The 18,686-nt window shown below is 66.9% G+C and carries 15 protein-coding genes; 13 read left to right on the top strand and 2 right to left on the bottom strand.

Features of this window, described 5'->3' with window-relative positions; translation table 11 throughout:
• The 8 genes from AC1DYI_RS09700 to AC1DYI_RS09735 all read left to right on the top strand — a co-directional run.
• Positions 1-270: hypothetical protein (locus tag AC1DYI_RS09700; protein ID WP_477203893.1), on the top strand; the 270-nt coding region annotated here is incomplete at its 5' end.
• Between the two features lie 242 nt (positions 271-512).
• The gene (locus tag AC1DYI_RS09705; RefSeq protein WP_477203907.1) at positions 513-3,647 is read left to right on the top strand and encodes an ATP-binding protein; all 3,135 of its coding nucleotides are present in this window, start codon (positions 513-515) and stop codon (positions 3,645-3,647) included.
• Positions 3,648-3,832: 185 nt separating this feature from the next.
• The gene (locus tag AC1DYI_RS09710) at positions 3,833-5,833 is read left to right on the top strand and encodes a TonB-dependent receptor plug domain-containing protein (protein ID WP_477203894.1); all 2,001 of its coding nucleotides are present in this window, start codon (positions 3,833-3,835) and stop codon (positions 5,831-5,833) included.
• Positions 5,834-5,895: 62 nt separating this feature from the next.
• Positions 5,896-6,387 carry a YfiR family protein gene (locus tag AC1DYI_RS09715; protein ID WP_477203895.1) on the top strand — a complete coding sequence of 164 codons (492 nt, stop codon included), beginning with the start codon at positions 5,896-5,898 and terminating at the stop codon, positions 6,385-6,387.
• 89 nt (positions 6,388-6,476) lie between these two features.
• Complete coding sequence (locus AC1DYI_RS09720) at positions 6,477-8,309, top strand: putative bifunctional diguanylate cyclase/phosphodiesterase (protein WP_477203896.1); 1,833 nt, start codon at positions 6,477-6,479, stop codon at positions 8,307-8,309.
• A gap of 445 nt (positions 8,310-8,754) precedes the next feature.
• Entirely contained in the window at positions 8,755-10,929 is a 2,175-nt protein-coding gene (gene rpoD, locus AC1DYI_RS09725) for an RNA polymerase sigma factor RpoD (RefSeq protein WP_477203897.1), read from the top strand.
• A gap of 80 nt (positions 10,930-11,009) precedes the next feature.
• Positions 11,010-11,450 (top strand): hypothetical protein, encoded by a 441-nt coding sequence (locus AC1DYI_RS09730; RefSeq protein ID WP_477203898.1) that lies wholly within the window; start codon positions 11,010-11,012, stop codon positions 11,448-11,450.
• 36 nt (positions 11,451-11,486) lie between these two features.
• Complete coding sequence (locus AC1DYI_RS09735) at positions 11,487-12,518, top strand: aspartate-semialdehyde dehydrogenase (protein ID WP_477203899.1); 1,032 nt, start codon at positions 11,487-11,489, stop codon at positions 12,516-12,518.
• 19 nt (positions 12,519-12,537) lie between these two features.
• Here the strand turns inward: AC1DYI_RS09735 and AC1DYI_RS09740 are convergent, their stop codons facing one another.
• Complete coding sequence (locus AC1DYI_RS09740) at positions 12,538-13,503, bottom strand: LysR family transcriptional regulator (RefSeq protein ID WP_477203900.1); 966 nt, start codon at positions 13,501-13,503, stop codon at positions 12,538-12,540.
• 62 nt (positions 13,504-13,565) lie between these two features.
• On the opposite strand from AC1DYI_RS09740, the gene AC1DYI_RS09745 reads away from it, so the two are divergent.
• From AC1DYI_RS09745 to AC1DYI_RS09765, 5 genes are all read left to right on the top strand, one after another.
• Positions 13,566-13,946: a nuclear transport factor 2 family protein gene (locus tag AC1DYI_RS09745; protein WP_477203901.1), complete on the top strand. Its 381-nt coding sequence runs from the start codon at positions 13,566-13,568 to the stop codon at positions 13,944-13,946.
• A complete protein-coding gene (locus AC1DYI_RS09750) occupies positions 13,943-14,392 on the top strand; it encodes an alcohol dehydrogenase catalytic domain-containing protein (RefSeq protein WP_477203902.1) in 450 nt (149 codons plus the stop codon). Before AC1DYI_RS09745 ends, AC1DYI_RS09750 begins: the two co-directional genes overlap by 4 nt.
• A 42-nt stretch (positions 14,393-14,434) precedes the next feature.
• On the top strand, positions 14,435-14,962 hold the full coding sequence (locus AC1DYI_RS09755; protein ID WP_477203903.1) for a zinc-binding dehydrogenase: 528 nt from the start codon (positions 14,435-14,437) through the stop codon (positions 14,960-14,962).
• A 45-nt stretch (positions 14,963-15,007) separates the two neighbouring features.
• Positions 15,008-15,646 carry an HD domain-containing protein gene (locus AC1DYI_RS09760; protein ID WP_477203904.1) on the top strand — a complete coding sequence of 213 codons (639 nt, stop codon included), beginning with the start codon at positions 15,008-15,010 and terminating at the stop codon, positions 15,644-15,646.
• 200 nt (positions 15,647-15,846) lie between these two features.
• The gene (locus AC1DYI_RS09765; RefSeq protein ID WP_477203905.1) at positions 15,847-16,065 is read left to right on the top strand and encodes a hypothetical protein; all 219 of its coding nucleotides are present in this window, start codon (positions 15,847-15,849) and stop codon (positions 16,063-16,065) included.
• Between the two features lie 9 nt (positions 16,066-16,074).
• Here the strand turns inward: AC1DYI_RS09765 and AC1DYI_RS09770 are convergent, their stop codons facing one another.
• Entirely contained in the window at positions 16,075-18,345 is a 2,271-nt protein-coding gene (locus AC1DYI_RS09770; RefSeq protein ID WP_477203906.1) for a PAS domain S-box protein, read from the bottom strand.
• Positions 18,346-18,686: the final 341 nt, after the last annotated feature.

An 18,686-nucleotide genomic window follows, 5' to 3' on the forward strand; every position in this document is an offset into this window, starting at 1 on the left:
TTCAAGCGCCGGGTGAATGCCACCTCGTGGGCGCCTGCCATCCTGGAGCTGGCGACGCTGAAGGAACGGGTGCTGGAAGTGCCCAACTCGGTGGACGATCAGATCGAGTGGCTGGATGACCACACGATCGTCTATGAGGTGAAGCACGTGCCGTTGATCGACACACCCACGTTCAACCTCTACACGCTGGATCTGTCGGCACCAGCGCCCAAGCAAACGCTGTGGCTCGAAGACGCACGCTCGCCCACCTTCGTTCGGGCGAATCCGTGACCTTGGTGTAGACGGTCAACGCCACCCGGAGGCACTGATGCTTTTCCGGGGTCGGCGTCATCCGTGTTCGCCATATGGCGCTGAACCCAGGCCGGACGCAAACTACGGTTCACGGCAGCACGGTCGTCCTGCCCAGGGAGTTGAGCTCGTTGGTGCGCAGCAGGTCGGCGCAGGAGTGAACCATCGACACTCGCCGGGACAGTGACTTTCTGAAGGGCGCTCGGGTCGCGGCCGGCACTGCGCTGGCCTATTTTTGTGTCGCGGCGCTGGCCATGTCAGTGGTCAAGCCGGGGACATTCGCGGCACCGGTCTTCCCGGCCGCCGGCATCGCCCTGGCCTGCGTGCTGAGGTTCGGCTCGTGTGCGGGCTTCGGCGTCTTTCTTGGCTCGCTGGTGGCCAATCTCGGTGCGTACTGGCTGAACGGTCAGCCTGTGCCCGGGCTCGCCTTCATGTTCGCACTCGGCGCCAGCCTGCAGGCCCTGGCCGGGGCACGCCTGCTCAAGGCCACGATCGGCAAGCATCCGCGTCTGACGCGCCCGAAAGAGATTGCCATCTTCTGCCTGGCCGGCTGCATCGTCGGGTCGATGGTCAGCGCGACGGTTGCCAACGCCGCCATCGCCTACTTCCGCCCCATCGGTGAACTGGCCAGCGATGGCGGCACCTTCGGGGCCCTGGCCCTGAACTGGTGGATCTGGTACAGCGGTGACGCCTTCGGCGCCTTGGTCGGGGCACCGGTCACGCTGACGATGATCGGCCTGCCGCGGCGGATCTGGCACTCCCGGCGTGCCACCGTGGCGGCGCCGCTGGTGTGCGCCACGCTGCTGCTGGGCTGGGCGACCGAGCAAGTCAACCGTTGGGAAGAACAGCGCGCCGTCGCGGCCTTCGATCGCGACGTGACGAACGCCGCCAGCTCGATCGAGGCCCACCTGCAGCGGCACCTGGACGCCTTGACGGCGATGCACGGCGTGTTCGAAGGCGATCAACCGGTGTCGCGGCAGGTGTTCGAGCGGGCGGCCGAACCTTGGCTGCGCAGCCTGCCGTCCTTGCAGGCCCTGGGGTTTCTCGAGCAGATCGATCGCGAGAGCCTGCAGGCCCGCGCAGCCGCCATTTCTGCGCAGGATGGCCGGCCGTTTCATCCCTTCCTCCGCGAGCCCGAGATCGCGACCCAGGACACCTTCTTTCTGTCGGTGCGCTTCATCGAGCCGGTGAACCGCAATGGCAAGGCGCTCGGCGTCAACTCGCTGTCGATCAGCGAACCGCGCAAGGCACTTCTGCAGACCTTGCAATCGGGTGCGCCAGTGGCGACCGGGTCGTTCCGGTTGACGCAGGAATCCGGCGTTCAGATAGGGGTGGTCGTTTACCAGCGCGTACGCGGCGTGCCCGGGCAACAGCAAGGCGTGGCCTTCGCCACTTTGCGCATGGGCGACGCGCTGGCGAACATGACGGCCAAGCTGCCGCAATCGCTGGAGTACTGCCTGCTGGACCAGGTCCGCGCCGGCGACATGCTGGCAGGCAGCCCGCGCTGCGCGGCCCAGAGCCCCGGTGGGCCTCGCGTCTTCTCGACGTCGATCGCGTTTGCGGCCAGGCAGTGGGAGCTGCGCATCGTGCCCACGGCCGACGCCGCCATCTACGGCGCAGGGCTGCGTTCCGACGGCGGCACCGCGTGGGTGTTTGCCGCTTCCGGCATGGTGGCTTGCTCACTGCTGGGCGCCTTGCTGCTGCTGCTGACGGGCCGTGCACGCGAAGTCGAGCTGACCGTGCGACAACGCACGCGCCAGGTGCTGGAGCTGCGCAGCGAAAACGAGTTGTCGGAGTCGGCGCTGCGCTCCACCGAACAGCAGTTCAAGCTGCTGTTCGACAAGGTGCCCGTCGGCGTGGTGTTCGTCAGCCAGGACGGGACGATCCTGCAACCCAACGCCTGCTATTGCGAGCTGCTCGGCTACACCGAGCAGGAGCTGCGCAGCATGAACGTGCTCGACATCACCCCCGCCGAGGACGCGCTGGAAGACCAGGCTCGACGCGCGGCACTGGCCCAGACCCGGGGCTCGCAGTACCGCTACGTCAAGCGCTACATCAGGGCCGATGGGCAGGAGCTGCAGGTGCGCATCACCGCCACCATGCTGCGCGACCGCGAGGAAGGTCAGCCCGACGTCATCGTCTCGCTGGTCGAGGACCTGAGCGAGCAATTGCGCCTGGAAGAAGCGCAGCAGGCGCGGGCGGTGGCCGAGGCCGCGAACAAAGCCAAGACCGAGTTCCTTTCGCGCATGAGCCACGAGCTGCGCACGCCGTTGAACGCCGTGCTGGGCTTTGCGCAGCTTCTGCATCTCGACCGCAGCCTGCCCTTCACCGAGAAGCACCTCGGTTGGCTCAAGCAGATGCAGGAAGCCGGCTGGCACCTGCTGCAGCTGATCGACGATGTGCTCGACCTGTCGCGGGTTGAAGCCGGTGCCGTCGTGCTGACCAATGCCCCCTTGCACCTGCCGTCGCTGCTCGCCAGCGCCATCGCGATGGTCGAAAGCGATGCCCAGAAGCGCGGCATCCGCATCGACAAGCATCTCAGTTGCGACATCCCCGTCAACGTGCTGGCCGACGTCACGCGGCTGCGCCAGGTGCTGATCAACCTGCTGTCCAACGCGATCAAGTACAACCGGCCGGGGGGATCTGTGTCGATCCACACCAGCTGCGAGACGCCGGGCCGCGTGACGATCGACATTGCCGACACCGGCTTCGGCATGTCGGCCGCCCAGCTGCCGCGTCTGTTCAAGCCCTTCGATCGGCTCGGCCGCGAGAACTCGAACGTGCCCGGCGCGGGGATCGGGCTGTACATCACCAAGCTGCTGGTCGAGCGCATGAACGGCGAAGTGCAGGTGCGCAGCCAGGGCGGCCAGGGCACGACGTTTTCGATCACGCTGCCCACCACCGACGCTCCGACGGAGCAGCCCACCGCCACCGCCGACGACAAACAGGTGCGTGCATACCAGGCACGCAAGGTCTTGCTGATCGAGGACAACGGCAACAACGTCGACGTCATCAGCGCGATGGTGGCCCTGCGGCCGCAAATCTCTTTGGAGGTCAGCCGCAACGGGTTGTCCGGCCTGGCGGCCTCCAAACTTCGCCAGCCCGATCTCGTGTTGCTGGATCTGCGGCTGCCGGACATCAGCGGACTCGCGGTGCTTGAAGGCATGCGTTCAGACCCAGCGACCCGAGACGTGCCGGTGATCGTGCTGTCCGCCTCGGCCGACCAGGAGCAGGTCAGCGAGGCGATGCGCCTGGGCGCCCACGCGTTCCTGCCCAAACCGATCGTCACTCGGCAGCTGCTGAACATCCTGGACGAACTGCTGAGCAACGTCGTCACGGACCTGGGCGAATTGAACTGAGGACAGCGTCCCTTGCGGCTGAGTCCCGCCGCGCCGGTCGTGCGCCGCCGGTGAATTTCACCCAGTGATTTCTGCCAGAGAGTTTCACGCGCGGCCAACCGGCTGAAATCGTCGCAATCGCGCGTCTCGGTGGGGCCGTTCCTCAAGTCACCGCCCTGCCAGACGATAGGGCCCGGATGACCCGAGTGACGCCTTTCGCCCTTCTCACGCTGCTGCGGCGTGGCCGGACCGTGCCCGGCGCGGCCAGGGTATGGGCCCTGGCGGTGGTCTTGCCGACCCTGGCCCACGGCCAGCAACCTGACCCGACGAACGAGCTGGACGCCCTGTTGAACACGCAGGTCGAGGGAGCTTCGCGCTATGCGGAAAGTGCCCTCGACGCACCGGCGGTCATCAGCGTGATCGGCCGCGATACCTCAGCCGGGCTGGGGCATGTGACCCTGGCCGACATGCTGGAGCGCCTGCCGGGCACGTACGTGACGACGTCACGCAGCTACTCGGCCGTCGGCCTGCGCGGGTTCAACCGCCCCGGCGACTACAACGCCCGCATCCTGATGACGATCGATGGCTACCGGGTCAACGACGCGCTGTACGACCAGGCCCTGCCGGAGTTCGAATTCCCGATCATTGCCGACTGGGTCAAGCGGCTCGAGCTGATCAACGGCCCGGCGTCGTCGGTGTACGGCGGCAACGCCCTGCTCGGGGTGGCCAACGTGGTCACTGTCGACGGAGCCGACGAGCCCGGCTTCGGCCTCAAGGCCGGGATCGAGCGTGCCGGCAGCACGCGCCTGACAGGCCAGTACGGCTGGTCCCAAGGCGATACGGACGTCTTCATCGGGCTGACGCACCACCACCTCACCGGCGAAACCCTGCACCTGCCCGAGCTGGCGAGCGATTCGCTGCCGGGCGGCACAATCTCTGGCCTCGATGGAACGCGCTACACCTCGCTGCTGGCCAAGGCCCGCAGCGGCTCATGGCGAGGCACATTCGTGGCACAAGAGCGCGACAAGGACGTCGCGACCGCCGAGTACGCCACGGTGCCGGGTGCACCCGGCACCCGCTACCACGACCGGTACACCTACGGCGAGCTGGCCTACGACGGGCCATGGCAGTCCGACTGGCGGCTCAAGGCCCGGGTGAACCTCTCACGCGCGGGCTTCCAAGGCGACTACGTCACTGAAGCGGAAGATGGCAGCCACTACATCAACCGCGACATCGCCGATTCGCGCTGGGCCGGCTTCGACGCGCGTGCCCAATGGCGCGGCTGGATCAACCACAGCCTTTCGGCCGGTGTCGAGCTGCGCCGGGTCTTTCGCGGCCTGCAGCGCAATGAAGACGTGGAGCCGGCCGCCACCTACCTCGATCGAGATGACCAGCTGACGCAGTGGGGCCTGTATGCGCAGGACCAGTACCGTCTTTCCGAACGCACGTCACTGACGTTCGGGCTGCGTGCCGACAAGGTCGACACCTTCGACATCGAGGTCTCGCCCCGGCTTGCGCTGGTTCACCGCGCCGGTCCGTTCGAAGCGCTCAAGCTGATGCTGGGACGCGCCTTCCGCGCCCCCAACCTCAGCGAACGCTACTACGAGGACGGCGGCGTCACACAGGTCGCCAACCCCACGCTTCACCCGGAACGCATCACGACCATCGAGCTGGCCTGGGAGCGCTCGATCGGCGAAGCCACCCGCATGTCGCTCGGCGGCTATGTCTATCGGATGGACGACCTGATCGACTTCGTGCCGCTGGACGACGAACTCTCTCGCTATGAGAACGTCTCCAGTGCGCTGTTGCGTGGCGTCGATCTGGATGTGGAGCACCGCGAGCCCGGTGGCTGGCAATGGCGCGCGAGCCTGAGCCTGGCTGACATGTCGAGCAAACGCGCCGCATCGTTCAACTCGCCGCACTGGCTGTTCAAGGGCCACCTGCTCGGCCCGCTCGACGACAACTGGTCGATCGGTGTGCAGTGGCTGGCAATGGCGCAGCGTGACGGCCAGCGCGCCGACGTGGCCTCGTTCGCCACGGCCGACGCCTTGCTGCGCCGCGTGGTCGCGCCCGGCCAGACGATCGCCTTGATCGTGCGCAACGTGGCCGACAGCAAGACCTACGACCCGGCGTCGAGCAACAACGACCTGCTGCGCGTGCCGCGCCAGGGGCGCTCGCTGACGCTCGAGTGGCGGGGGCAGTTCTAGCCGTGACACGGGGTGTAGTGAAACGGATGACGAGAGTCCTTGCGCTGCGCAGGTGGTGCTGGGTGGCTGCGCTTGGCGGCCTCGCCGGCGTTAACCCCGCCGTTCGTGCCGACGTGCCCGCGCAGGAGCTGAAGGCCAAGGTCATCGTTCGCGCCTTGCTGTTTGCGCAATGGCCGGCGGCCGTGCTTCAGCCTGGCCAGACGCTCATCATGTGCCTGGCCGAAGACCACCCGCTGGCAGCCGCGATCGCACGCCAGGACGGCCAGATGATCAATGGCCATCGGCTGCAGCTTCGGCGTGGTGCGAACGATCCATCGAAGCAGTGCAACGTGGCACTGGTCGGTGCGAACGAACACTCGCCGATGGCCCAGCRTCGACAGGGCCTGCTTCGTGTCGGCGACGTGCCCGGTGGTCTGAAAGACGACGTGATGGTCAACGTCGAGATTGAACTGGGCCGCGTCGTCTTCGACGTCAACCTCAAGGCCGCCAGAGAAGACGGCCTGGACATCGACACGCGCCTGCTGCGGCTGGCGCGGTTCGTACAGCAAGACTGACCATGGCACTTGAACACTCAGCCCCCCGCCAACAGGGACCCTGGCGCCGATCGCGCTCCGGCTCGGAGGTGCGATCGCTGACCCTCGCCATGCTGTTGACCGCCGCCCTGCTGACGGTGGTGGAGTACATCTACCTCGATCACAGCCACGAGCGCGCGCTGCGCATCCACGCCGGCATCGTGGCCCACTCGGTCAGCGCGGCCGCGATCTTCGACAGCGCGCGAGATGCGACCGACTCGCTGCATGCGTTTCGCGGCGTGGCCGATGTTGCCGCGGTCCAGCTGCTGCGGCCGGACGGCACCGCACTGGCGACCTACAAGCGAGACAACGCCTTGCGCAGCTGGTTGCAGCGGTATGGCGGCCAGATCCGGGTGACGGTGCCCGTCCTCGCCAATGACGCCGAGGTGGCCAGGTTGCAGATCTCGGCCGATCGCGGCGAGCTGTGGTCGACGCTAGGCTCACTCGTGGCAGCGGTGCTGGTGGTGATGCTCGGCGCGACGACGTTCACCCAACTCATCTCGCGCCGCATGCGGGCGGCCGTGCGCGACGCCGAAGAGCGAACGCGCTACCTGGCCCACCACGACGCGCTGACGGGGCTGGCGAACCGGGCAAGCTTTTCCAACGCGCTCGAGCTGGCGGCCAAGGGCGCGCGTGACCATGGCCTGCCGGTGATGCTGCTGTGTCTGGATGTCGATGACTTCAAGCAGATCAACGACACATGCGGCCACGCCACCGGGGACGATGCGCTCAGGACCGTGGCCACCCAGTTACGGGCCCTGGTGCGCGAAGACGACATGGTCGCGCGTCTGGGCGGCGACGAGTTCGCAGTGTTGCTGACCGGCCCTCGCTGCGAAGAGACCGGCCGACGCGTGGCGCGCGAGATGATCGCCAGGCTGCCCGGTGCCTGTATCGCCGGCACGCAGCTGTCGATCAAGGTCTCGATCGGCATGTCGCGGCTTCCGGCCGACGCGAAGACCGCCGCCGAGGCGATGCAATGCAGCGACGTGGCGCTGTACGAGGCGAAGCGCAACGGCAAGAACGCATTCATTGACTACACACCCGCCTTGGGCGAGGGGCTGCGCGAGCGGGCTCGCCTGCAGGTCGATCTGCGCGAGGCCATCGCGACCCAAGGCCTGACGCTGGCTTACCAACCGATCTTCGACAACGCCGGTGTGCTGCGCAGCGTCGAGGCGCTGGCGCGATGGACCCATCCGGTTCGGGGCGCCATCGGCCCAGCGGAGTTCATTCCGATTGCCGAGGAATCGGGCCTGATCGTCGACCTGGGGCTGGCGTGCATGCGCCAGGCCCGGCTCGACATCGACACGTGGCGCAGCAAGGGCTTGCCAGCCGTGCCGGTGGCGCTGAACATCTCGTCGCAGCAGCTGCGGCGTGAAGAGGACCGCCGCCGCTTCCTCCAGCAGCTGGCGACCTTGCAACTGCGGCCCGATGAGGTGGAGTTCGAGCTGACCGAATCGGTGCTGTTCGACGACCTGAACAACCCGGACTCGATCCTCGTGCGCTTGCAGTCCATGGGCTATGCGCTGGCGATCGACGACTTCGGCACCGGCTACAGCTCGCTGGCGTACCTGCGTCGCATCCGCTGCCGCAAGCTGAAGATCGATCGCATGTTCGTCGCCGGGATCGAGGCCGACCAGGACAACGCGTTGATGGTCGAGGCGATGCTGCGCGTGGCGCACTCGCTGGGCATGCTGGTGGTCGCCGAGGGCGTCGAGCGAGGCGCCGAACACGAGCGGCTGATGCAACTGGGCTGTGACCTGTACCAGGGCTTCGGCTTGGCGCGCCCACAGACCGCTCACGCACTCGAGGCCTGGTTGGGCGCGACTCAGGGTCGGGAAGCCACCGATGACCGCGATCAGCCGGCCTGCAAATTGCCCGTCTTCGGCAGCGCCTTGGATTCATAGTGCAGCACTGGCCAAGCACTGCCCATCGCCCCGCCGGACAGCTGCCGCCCTCCCGGCGACTTCTTCCCAGCTGCGCGTTGACGTGCCCAGGGAAACCGGGTATAATACAAGCTTCTGCTGCACTTGAACCGACCGCACCATTGGGCGGACCCGCGGGAACCCGTAACCCAGTGTGCGAGACCGTCGTGATCCGCCGGGTCACGTCCGGAAGACCGAAGCCCGCTGCCAACAACATGGTTGCGGGCTTTTCTTGTTGTGCGGTTGTTGGCGGAAGGGTTGGCGTCAAGGCCCTTAACTTTCAATCCGGCCCATGGTCCCCAAATAATGACTGTGGGCAGATTTGATTGGGTACTCCGCCACATGCTTGGTAAGGCGGTGTTCAAGTCCACCAGCCGATGCACCGAAGGTAAGTGACGCCCACTGCTTTCCATCTCCTAGGAATCGAATGTCCGAAAAGTCGACTGCCGTTCGCGCGGCGCCTGCCAAGAAAACCGCCGCTGCGGCACCAGCCAAGCGTGCGACCAAGCCCACTCCCGCAGCCGCGGCCCCGGTGAAAGCGAAGGGCAAGGCGAAGGCTGCGCCGATCCCGCTGGAAGATGACTTCATCGAAGCCGAGATCGAAGACCTGACCGCCGGCGACGAAGGTGCCGAAGTGGCTGCCCCCGCCGAGACGACGGGCGAAAGCGTCAAGGTCAAGCCGCTGCGGATGAAGGTGCCGAAGTCCAAGGAACGCGCGCTGATCCGCGAGTTCGGCCTGGACGTGACGACGCTGACCGAAGAAGAAGCCGCCAAGCGCCGCAGCGACCTGAAGGCGCTGGTCAAGATGGGCAAGACGCGCGGCTTCCTGGTCCAGCAGGAGATCAACGATCACCTGCCCGAGAAGCTGGTCGACTCCGAGGTGATCGAAGCGACCGTGAAGATGCTCAATGACATGGGCATCGCGGTCTACGAACAAGCGCCGGATACCGCGACCCTGCTGGTCGCCGGTGGCGCCGGCACGGCGACGTCTGACGAAGAAGCCGAGGAAGCCGCCGAAGCCGCGCTGTCGACTGTCGATTCCGAATTCGGCCGCACGACCGACCCGGTGCGCATGTACATGCGCGACATGGGCCTGTTCGAGTTGCTGACCCGCGAAGGCGAAATCGAAATCGCCAAGCGGATCGAAGGCGGGATGCAGGCCATGATGCTGGCCGTCTCGTCGTCGCCGCTGGTGGTGGCCGAGATCCTGACCTACGCCGACAAGATCGCCACTGGCGAGCTGACCATTTCTGAGGTCGTTGACGGCTTCGTCGTGGCCGGCGAGGCCGACGACTACGTCGCCGAAGAAGACACCGACTCGTTCGACGACAGCGAGGACGATGACGACGGCAATGGCGGCAGCCGCGCGATGACGCGCCGCCTCGAAGAATTGAAGGCCCAGGCACTCGACAAGTTCGCTGCGATGCGGGTCAGCTTCGGCAAGCTGCGCGTCGCGTACGAGAAGCACGGCCACGGCTCGACGCAGTACAGCGCGGCTCAACGCACGCTCAGCGACCAGCTGATGATGATCCGCTTCACGGTCAAGACGATCGACAAGCTGTGTGGTCTGCTGCGTGCCCAAGTCGACGGTGTTCGCCGCTACGAGCGCGAGATCCGCCGCATAGCCGTCGACCGCTGCGGCATGCCGCAAGAGCATTTCATCGAGCACTTCCCGCCCAATGTGCTGAACCTCAATTGGGTTCTGGAAGAAGGCGCCGCGGGCAAGCCCTACAGYGCGGCGGTGGGCCGTCACGTGGCTGCCCTGCAGGAACTGCAGACCAAGCTCATCGACCTGCAAACCAAGGCGGTGATCCCGCTCAGCGAGCTGAAGGCCATCAATCAGAAGATGAACGAGGGCGAACGCGCCTCGCTCAACGCGAAGAAGGAGATGATCGAAGCCAACCTGCGGCTCGTGATCTCCATCGCGAAGAAGTACGTCAACCGCGGCATGCAGTTCCTGGACCTCATCCAGGAGGGCAATGTCGGCCTGATGAAGGCGGTGGACAAGTTCGAATACCGGCGCGGCTTCAAGTTCTCGACCTACGCAACGTGGTGGATCCGCCAGGCCATCACCCGTGCGATCGCCGACCAGGCCCGGACCATCCGCGTGCCGGTGCACATGATCGAGTCGATCAACAAGCTGAACCGGGTCAACCGCACTCACCTGCAGGAATTCGGCGTCGAGCCGGATCTGGCGACGCTGGCCGAGAAGCTGGAGATGCCCGAGGCGAAGATCAAGCAGATCATGAAGATCGCCAAAGAGCCGATTTCGCTCGAATCGCCGGTCGGCGACGAAGGCGACACGACGCTGGGCGATTTCCTCGAAGACAGCCACAACATGACGCCGATGGAAGCAGCCATGCAGTCCGGGCTGCGGGCGGTCATCGCGGAGCTGCTTGACGGCCTGTCTGCGCGTGAAGCCAAGGTCMTGCGCATGCGCTTYGGYATCGASATGWSSASCGACCACACGCTSGAWGAAGTCGGCAAGCAGTTCGACGTCACSCGCGARCGCATYCGCCARATCGAAGCCAAGGCCATYCGCAAGCTCAAGCAYCCGAGCCGYTCSGACAAGCTCCGCACCTTCGCGGACGGCCTCATCTAAGCCACGTGGGCACGTTCGCCCAGGAAACTGGGCGAACCATGGACCTTGCCGGCGCGCTGCGTCGGCTCGGTTCGAGGGCCATGTCCGTCACCTTGCGGTTTTCGTTCCGCGAATTGGCCTGGGCCTGGCTGGCCGCCACGGCGCTCAGCGGCGCACCTTCGACGCTGTGGGCGCTCTACACCGGCGGTGACGTCGGCGAAGCCACCTGGGCCGCCGGCGCGATGCTGCTGCCGGCCGATTCACCGCGGCCCTGGCTCTTTGCCGCCGCGGCGCTGGTGCATGGCACCGTGTCGGCATTCTGGACGCTGGTGGGCGGCGCCCTGCTGCCGCGTCGGCATACGGCGCCTTGGGCCCTGTTGATGGCCGCAGCGATCGGCCTGCTCGACCTGCGCGTCATCGCCCCGACCTTCTTTCCGAGCGTGGCTGCACTGGCCTTCTGGCCGCAGATGGCGGACCACCTGATGTGGGGCGCCTGCCTCGGTCTGCCCTTGCAGATGATGGCCCGAGCGAGTCCACCTTAAAGTCGACCCTTTCGGGTTCGATTCACGGAGGGATTCATGGGGTTCAAGGTCGGCATCGTCGGCGCCACCGGCGTGGTGGGAGAGACCGTGCGCAACATCCTGGCGCAGCGGCGCTTCCCGGTCGAGTCGCTGCGGCTGTTCGCCTCGGCCCGCTCGGCCGGCAAGCAGCTGGCATGGAACGGGCACACGATCGTGGTCGAAGATGCCGCCACGGCGGACCCGACCGGCCTGGACATCGTGATCTTCTCCGCCGGCGGGGACACCTCGCGTGCGCTGGCGCCCAAGTTCGCCGCGGCCGGCGCGGTCGTGATCGACAACTCCTCGGCCTGGCGCATGGACCCTGACGTGCCGCTGGTGGTGAGCGAGGTCAACCCGCACGCCATCCACCGGCGGCCCACGGGCATCATCGCCAACCCGAACTGCACGACGATGGCCGCGATGCCGGTGCTGAAGCCACTGGATGCCGAAGCCGGGCTGGTCCGCCTGATCGCATCGACCTACCAGGCGGTGTCCGGCGGGGGCCAGGCGGGTGTCGACGCGCTGGCAGCCGAGGTCAAGGCGGTGGCCGAGCAGTCCGAGGCGCTGACCATGGATGGCGGCGCGCTGGCCTTTCCGCCACCCCGCAAGTTCGCCCGCAACATCGCCTTCAACGTGCTGCCGTTTGCCGGCGCGTACGCGGGCGACGAGGGCTGGACCGACGAAGAGCTCAAGTTCACCAACGAGAGCCGCAAGATCCTCGAACTGCCGAACCTGAAGGTGGCCGGCACCTGCGTGCGGGTGCCGGTGTATGCGGGCCACTCGTTGTCGCTGAACGCCGAGTTCTCGCGGCCGCTGAGCGTGGAGCGCGCCAAGCAGCTGCTGGCCTCGGCCCCCGGCGTGGCGCTGGTCGACATCCCGACGCCGCTGGAAGCCGCCGGCAAGGACCCGAGCTACGTCGGCCGCGTCCGCCGCGACCCGACGGTGGAGCATGGCCTGGTGCTGTTCGTCTCGAACGACAACCTGCGCAAGGGCGCGGCGCTCAACGCTGTGCAGATCGCCGAGCTGGTGGCAAACAGCCTGTCTCGCTGAGACCGTAGCTGTCCGCGCGCTACGCCCTCGCCGCGCGCGCGGCACGCGCCGGGGGCAGCGACAGCACTCGGGGCGTCGCCTGCTGCAGCACCTTCAGCAGCGACAGCGCCGCGCTCTCCACCTCTTTGCGCCAGACCAGGCGCCAGGGGCGGCGGATCGGGCCTGAGGCCAGGCGACGTGCGACCACATCGCCGCGCCTCAGGTGCGGCTCGGCCACCCATTCGGACAGCACGCCCACGCCCAAGCCGGCACGCGCGAAGTCCACCACCGCTTCCGTCAGCGGAATAACCTGGTAGTTCAACGGCGGATCGCCCTTGGCGCCGGCCAGCGGCTTCAGGAACCAGCCCATGTCGCGCGTCGGCGCGCGCGAGGTGAAGAGCGACACACCCTGCAGATCGGCCCGCGTCAGCGCCCCGCGTGACGCCAGCCGATGCGAGGCCGCCATCACGAACACGATCTCATCGGAGAACAAGGGCCTGTCGACAAGACGCCGGCTGCGGGACACAGGCGCCTCGCTGATCAGCGCCACGTCGATCTCATCGGCCAGCAACGCCGCGATCGGATCGGCCGTGCATTCGATGGCGATCGACAGCTCCAACGTGGGCAAGCTGGCCTTCAAGGCTTGCAGCGCACTCGGCATCCAGTGGTAGGCGGTGTAGCACTCGCAGACCAGCCTCAGCCGCTGCAGTGGCACGACCGGGTGTCGCAGCTGTGCCTCCAGCGCGCTCAACTCACCCAGCAGGCGCGGCGCACTGTCCAGCACGATGCGGCCCGCGCCTGTCGGCTCCAGGCCGCGTGACGTGCGGTCGAACAAGCGCACGCCGAGCCGACTTTCGGCGCCCAGCAGCGCACGGCTGACAGCCGGCTGGGTCAGGTGCAGGCTCGTGGCCGCCGCCGCAGTGGTGCGCGCCGCGGCCAGGGCCACGATCAGGCGCAGGTCGCGTGTGTCCAGCCGCGAGGTCGATGGAAGCTCAATGCCGTTCATGCATTGAGTGTATGACGTCAATGCGTTGGACGGATAGCCCTGCGCTGACCAAACTGCGGCCCATGAACACCACCTTGCTTTCAGCTCCGTCGCACCAGGCCGGCACCGCCGACGTTCTGGAACGTTTCAACCGCGCCTTCCTGGAACACGACCCGTCGCTGCTGCCCGACCTGATCGCGCCCGACTGCGTGATCGAGCAGATCAAGCCGACGCCCGAAGGCCTGTACCTGATCGGCCGTGACGCCTGCCTGGCCAGCTGGCAAGCCATCGCCGCCAACACCGAGGGCGTCTTCACGCTGCAGGAGGTCTGGGTGATGGGCGAGCGCGGCTTGATCTTCTGGGAATACCGCATCGGCGACACGGTCCAGAAGGGGCTGAACATCATGACCGTGCGCGACGGCCTCGTTGTCGAAGGCCGTGGCTACACCAAGGGGCAAGCATGAAAAGCTGGCACCTGAGCGCACTCGGCGGTGGCCTCGACAGCCTGCAGCTTCGCCACCGCGAGATCCCGAAGCCTGGGCCGAGAGAAGTGCTGGTGCGGATGGTTGCCACCTCGCTCAACTACCGCGAGATCGCCATCCTCAAGCACGGCCGCTACCCGCTGCCCGTGCGGCCCGGGGCGGTGGCGCTGTGCGACGGCGCCGGCGAAGTGATGGCCTCGGGCGACGGCGTGCAGCGTGTCCGCACCGGTGACCGCGTGATGGCCTCGATCTTTCCGTATTGGCAGGACGGGCCCTTCGGCGTCGACCGCGCCGCGCAACTGGGCGGCTCGCTCGACGGCATGCTGACCGAGTACGCCGTGCTGCCCGAAGAAGCGCTGGTGCAGATCCCCGCCCACCTGTCGTACGAAGAGGCTGCCGCCCTGCCCTGCGCCGCTGTCACGGCCTGAAACGCCCTCACCGGCAGCCGGCCGCTGCTGGCCGGCGACAACGTGCTGACGCTGGGCTCGGGTGCGGTGTCGCTGTTGGCGCTGATGTTGGCCAAGGCCGCCGGCGCGCGGGTGATCGCCACGACCTCTAGCGACGACAAGGCTGACCAGCTGCGCGAGCTGGGAGCGGCCGAGGTGGTGAACTACCGCCGCACGCCAGACTGGGGCGCTGAAGTGCGCCGGCTCACCGGCGGCTCGGGTGTGCAGCGCGTGGTGGAGGTGGGCGGCGGCGGCACGCTGGCCCAGTCGCTGAACGCCATTGCCATTGGCGGCGAGATCGGCCTCATCGGCACGATGGCCGCGGGCGATTCGATGATCGATGCGAACGCCGTGTTCCGCTCCGGTGCTGCGCTGCGCGCGGTGGCGGCCGGCAGCACCTCGCAACTGGCCAGCGCAGTGCGCGTCATCGGCTTGCACCTGCTTCGACCGGTCATCGCTCGCGTGTTTGGTTTCGACGAAGCGCCCGACGCGTTGGCCTGGTATGCCGAAGGCCAAGCCTTTGGCAAGACGGTGATCCGGGTCGCGGCGTGACCGGGGCCGCCACGGGCTGCACACGATCGGTGTACCGTGGCAGTGATGAACCCACCGACCGACATGGCCGACTGGCTGCCGCTGTGGCACCAGACCTGGACGCTGCTCGGCGCCGACGCCTCGGTGCCCGAGCTGACCGCCGTGCTCGCAGCCTGGCGCGAACCGCAACGCCACTACCACGACCTGCGCCACCTGCATGAATGCCTGGGCCGGTGGGTTGCCTGGCAGCAACTGGCCGAGCACCCCGGCGAAGTGGCGCTGGCCCTCTGGTACCACGACGCGGTCTACCAGCCCCGGTCAGCTGACAACGAACTGCAGAGCGCCGTGTGGGCGGTGCGGGCGATGACCGAAGCGCGCCTCGACGGCCAGGCGGCCGAGCGGGTGCATGCACTGATCATGGCCACCTGCCACGACGCGCCGGCGATGACGCCCGACCAGCGGCTGCTGATCGACATCGACCTGGCGGTGCTCGGCGCTTCGCCGGAACGCTTCGCGGCCTACGACGAAGACGTTCGCCAGGAATACGGCTGGGTGCCGAGCGCGTTGTACCGGACCAAGCGCCGCGAGGTGCTGGCGCGCTTTCTGCAGCGCCCACGCCTCTACGAAACCGATGTGGCGTTCGATGAGCTTGAAGCGCAGGCCCGGCGCAACCTGACTGCGGCGATTTCGCAGCTCGGCGAGTAAGCCTGCACCACCTCATTCGTCTTCGCAGACGCCGCAGCCGCCCCGCATCGCTACGCGACTTCGTAGTTGCAGAGACCGTCGGCGCACGGTGCGAATTTGCTGGTCAGCTGTGCTTTCCAGCGTGTCCTGAATTGGCCGATTCCGTTTCCAAGGCGTCCGCCCTACGCTTCAGCACACCCTCCACCCCGCTGCTGAACGCCATGACCACCACCTCGCTGAACCCCAGCTGCCAACTCAACCCGCCTCCCGCTTCGAGCTGGCTCCACCGCCTGAGCGAATACCTGTTTGCCCCATCGATCCGCGACCTCGACGCCGCCACGCTCAAGGACATCGGGGCCAGYGATGAAGCGCGCGCCCAGGCCGAACTGCGCAGCGCCTATCGCCAATGGTTTTCGCCTAGCCGCTTGCAAGGCTTCTAAGGCACGCCCCTAAGCCATCAAGCGCAGGATGTCGTGGTAGTTCACCGGCTTGACCAGGTGCTCGTCGAAGCCCGCCTCGGCCGTCGCCTTGCGGTCGCTTTCCTGGCCGTAGCCCGTCGTGGCGATCAGGCGCAGGTGCCGCGTCGACGGCAAGGCCCGCAGCCGGCGCGCCACTTCGTAGCCGGACATGTCCGGCAGCCCGATGTCCAGCAGCACGGTGCTGATCCGCTCGCGCTCAGCGATGCTCAGCGCTTCGGCGCCACTGCGCGCCAGCAGCACGTCCTGACCCGACATCTGGAGCAGCAGCGCCAGGCTGTTGGCCGCGTCTTCGTTGTCGTCGACCAGCAGCACCTTCCCGCCTTTGACCGGGTGCGCCACCACGCTCGCCCCATCGACGGGCTGTGACGCCTGTTGCGACAGCGGCAGCGTGATCGTGAACCGGGCCCCCTTGCCCGCGCCGGCACTGGACACCACCACGGTCCCGCCATGCAGATCGACGATCTTGCGAACCAGCGTCAGGCCGACCCCCAGGCCGCCGCCTGACCGGTCCAGCGAACGAGGGCCCTGCACGAAGGGGTCGAACGCGCGCTGCATCAAGGACTCGGACATCCCGATCCCGTTGTCGCTGACCTCGATCCGGACAACGGCCCGCTCACGTGCCACACACAACTCGATGTGACCGTTCTGCGGTGTGTACTTGGCAGCGTTCGTCAGCAGATTGACGATCACCTGGGTCAGGCGCACCGAGTCGCCGTTGATGAAGGCGGGCTGCGGCGCCAGCTTCAGTTCGTGGGTGTGGCCATAGCCTTCCAGCGTCGCCCGCATCGAATCGAAGGCCACCTGAACGAGCGTGTTCATCTCCAGCGGGGCGCGCTGCAGCTCGATCTTGCCGGTGGTGATCCGGCTGACATCGAGCAGGTCGTCGACGAGCCGCGTGAGGTGGTTGATCTGCCGGCCGATCAGGTCGGCGCACTGCTCGGTCTGTTGCTGACCGAGCGGCGACTTGAGGATGCTGACGGCGTTCTGGATYGGCGCCAGGGGGTTGCGCAGCTCGTGCGAAAGCATCGCGATGAATTCGAGGACACGCTTGCCCTCGGACTCGAGCTCTGCGACCCGCTGCTGCTCGGTCATGTCGCGCAGGATGTGAACGAACCCCTGCAGCTTTCCCGCCGGGTCGCGCAAGGCGTTGATGGTCACGTCGGCCCACAGCCGGCTGCCGTCGGCCCGGCTCTTCCAGCCTTCGGATTGGTAGACACCGCCATGTGCAGCCGCGCTGCGCTCGGCCTCGGGCTTGCCGGCTTCGCGGTCTTCAGGCAGGTACAGCATCGCCACATCCCGGCCGATCGCCTCTTCCTGCGTGAAGCCCAGCACCTCGTGCGCCGCCGAGTTCCACGAGCGGATGATGCCCACCTCGTCCAGCAGGATCATCGCGTGATCCTTCACGCCTTCGACGATGAGCCGCAGTCGCTCTTCGCGTTCCTTGAGTTGCTGCTCGTGCTGGCGACGTTCGGTCAGGTCGCGGGTGACCTTCGAAAAGCCGACCAGCTCGCCCTGCTCGTCGCGTACCGCGGTGATGACCACATTGGCCCAGATCAGCGACCCGTCCTTGCGCACGCGCCAGCCTTCGTCCTCGAAGCGGCCGAGCTCCCGCGCCAGCCGAAGCTCCTCTTGCGGCCACCGCCTGTCGATCGCGTCCTGCGGATAGAAGATGGAGAACGGGCGGCCGATCACCTCGCTGGCCGAGTACCCCTTGATGCGCTGCGCACCGGGGTTCCAGCTGGCGACGATGCCCTGTGGGTCGAGCATGAAGATCGCATAGTCCTGAACGCTCTCCACCAGCAGCCTCAGGTGGCGCTCGCTCTCGGCCACGCGCTGCTCGTTCTTCCTGCGTTCGGTCAGGTCCCGGGTGACCTTGGAGAAACCCAGCAGCGCGCCCGCATCGTCGCGCAGCGGCGAAATGACGACGTTGGCCCAGAAGCGCGTCCCGTCCTTGCGGAGCCGCCACCCTTCGTCTTCGAACCGGCCCTCGGCGAGCGCACGGCGCAACTCCTCCTGCGGCCAGCCGGAGTCGATGGCAGAGGCCTCGTAGAACATGGAGAAATGCTGGCCGATGGCCTCCGAGGGGCTGTAGCCTTTGATGCGCTGTGCGCCTTGGTTCCACGAGGAGATGTAGCCATCGGGCGAAAGCATGAAGATCGCGTAATCGTGGACGCTGTCGACCAGCCGCCGGAACACCTCGCCGCTGGGATCGGCCGGGACGCGTTGGGCGGAAGTGGTCATTGGGAGCCTCGGTTGGAGCGCATGCGCCCTTTGCTGCAGCAACACCACCGGGGCGGGCTGCGTGAGCCGACAGACGTGCCGACACGACGCCGTGGGGTCTGCGCTGTGGGGGCAAGGTCCCCCAGGCTTTCAGGCTGCCATCAGGAAAAACTTACCTGTTGCGAGAACGGCTTTCCGACAGATACGGCTACTGCCAGCCATCCCGCCCGGGACAAGGGGTTGAAAAGCAAGCCCTGTGCCGGAGGCCGATTCATGGCCCGCACCCGGAGCGCCGGCGTCACCCGCGCCGCCGTCAAGCCCGGAACTGGGCCCAAAACCAAGCCCACTTCGCCCTATCACGC

The sequence above is a fragment of the Ideonella sp. P3_A4 genome (assembly GCF_056403075.1).

Excerpts from the sequence above, each read along its gene's own strand:
- AC1DYI_RS09720 (WP_477203896.1), top strand. The coding sequence starts at position 6,477 with ATGCTGTTGACCGCCGCCCTGCTGACGGTGGTGGAGTACATCTACCTC.
- AC1DYI_RS09730 (WP_477203898.1), top strand. The coding sequence starts at position 11,010 with ATGTCCGTCACCTTGCGGTTTTCGTTCCGCGAATTGGCCTGGGCCTGG.
- AC1DYI_RS09735 (WP_477203899.1), top strand. The coding sequence starts at position 11,487 with ATGGGGTTCAAGGTCGGCATCGTCGGCGCCACCGGCGTGGTGGGAGAG.
- AC1DYI_RS09740 (WP_477203900.1), bottom strand. The coding sequence starts at position 13,503 with ATGAACGGCATTGAGCTTCCATCGACCTCGCGGCTGGACACACGCGAC.
- AC1DYI_RS09745 (WP_477203901.1), top strand. The coding sequence starts at position 13,566 with ATGAACACCACCTTGCTTTCAGCTCCGTCGCACCAGGCCGGCACCGCC.
- AC1DYI_RS09750 (WP_477203902.1), top strand. The coding sequence starts at position 13,943 with ATGAAAAGCTGGCACCTGAGCGCACTCGGCGGTGGCCTCGACAGCCTG.
- AC1DYI_RS09760 (WP_477203904.1), top strand. The coding sequence starts at position 15,008 with ATGAACCCACCGACCGACATGGCCGACTGGCTGCCGCTGTGGCACCAG.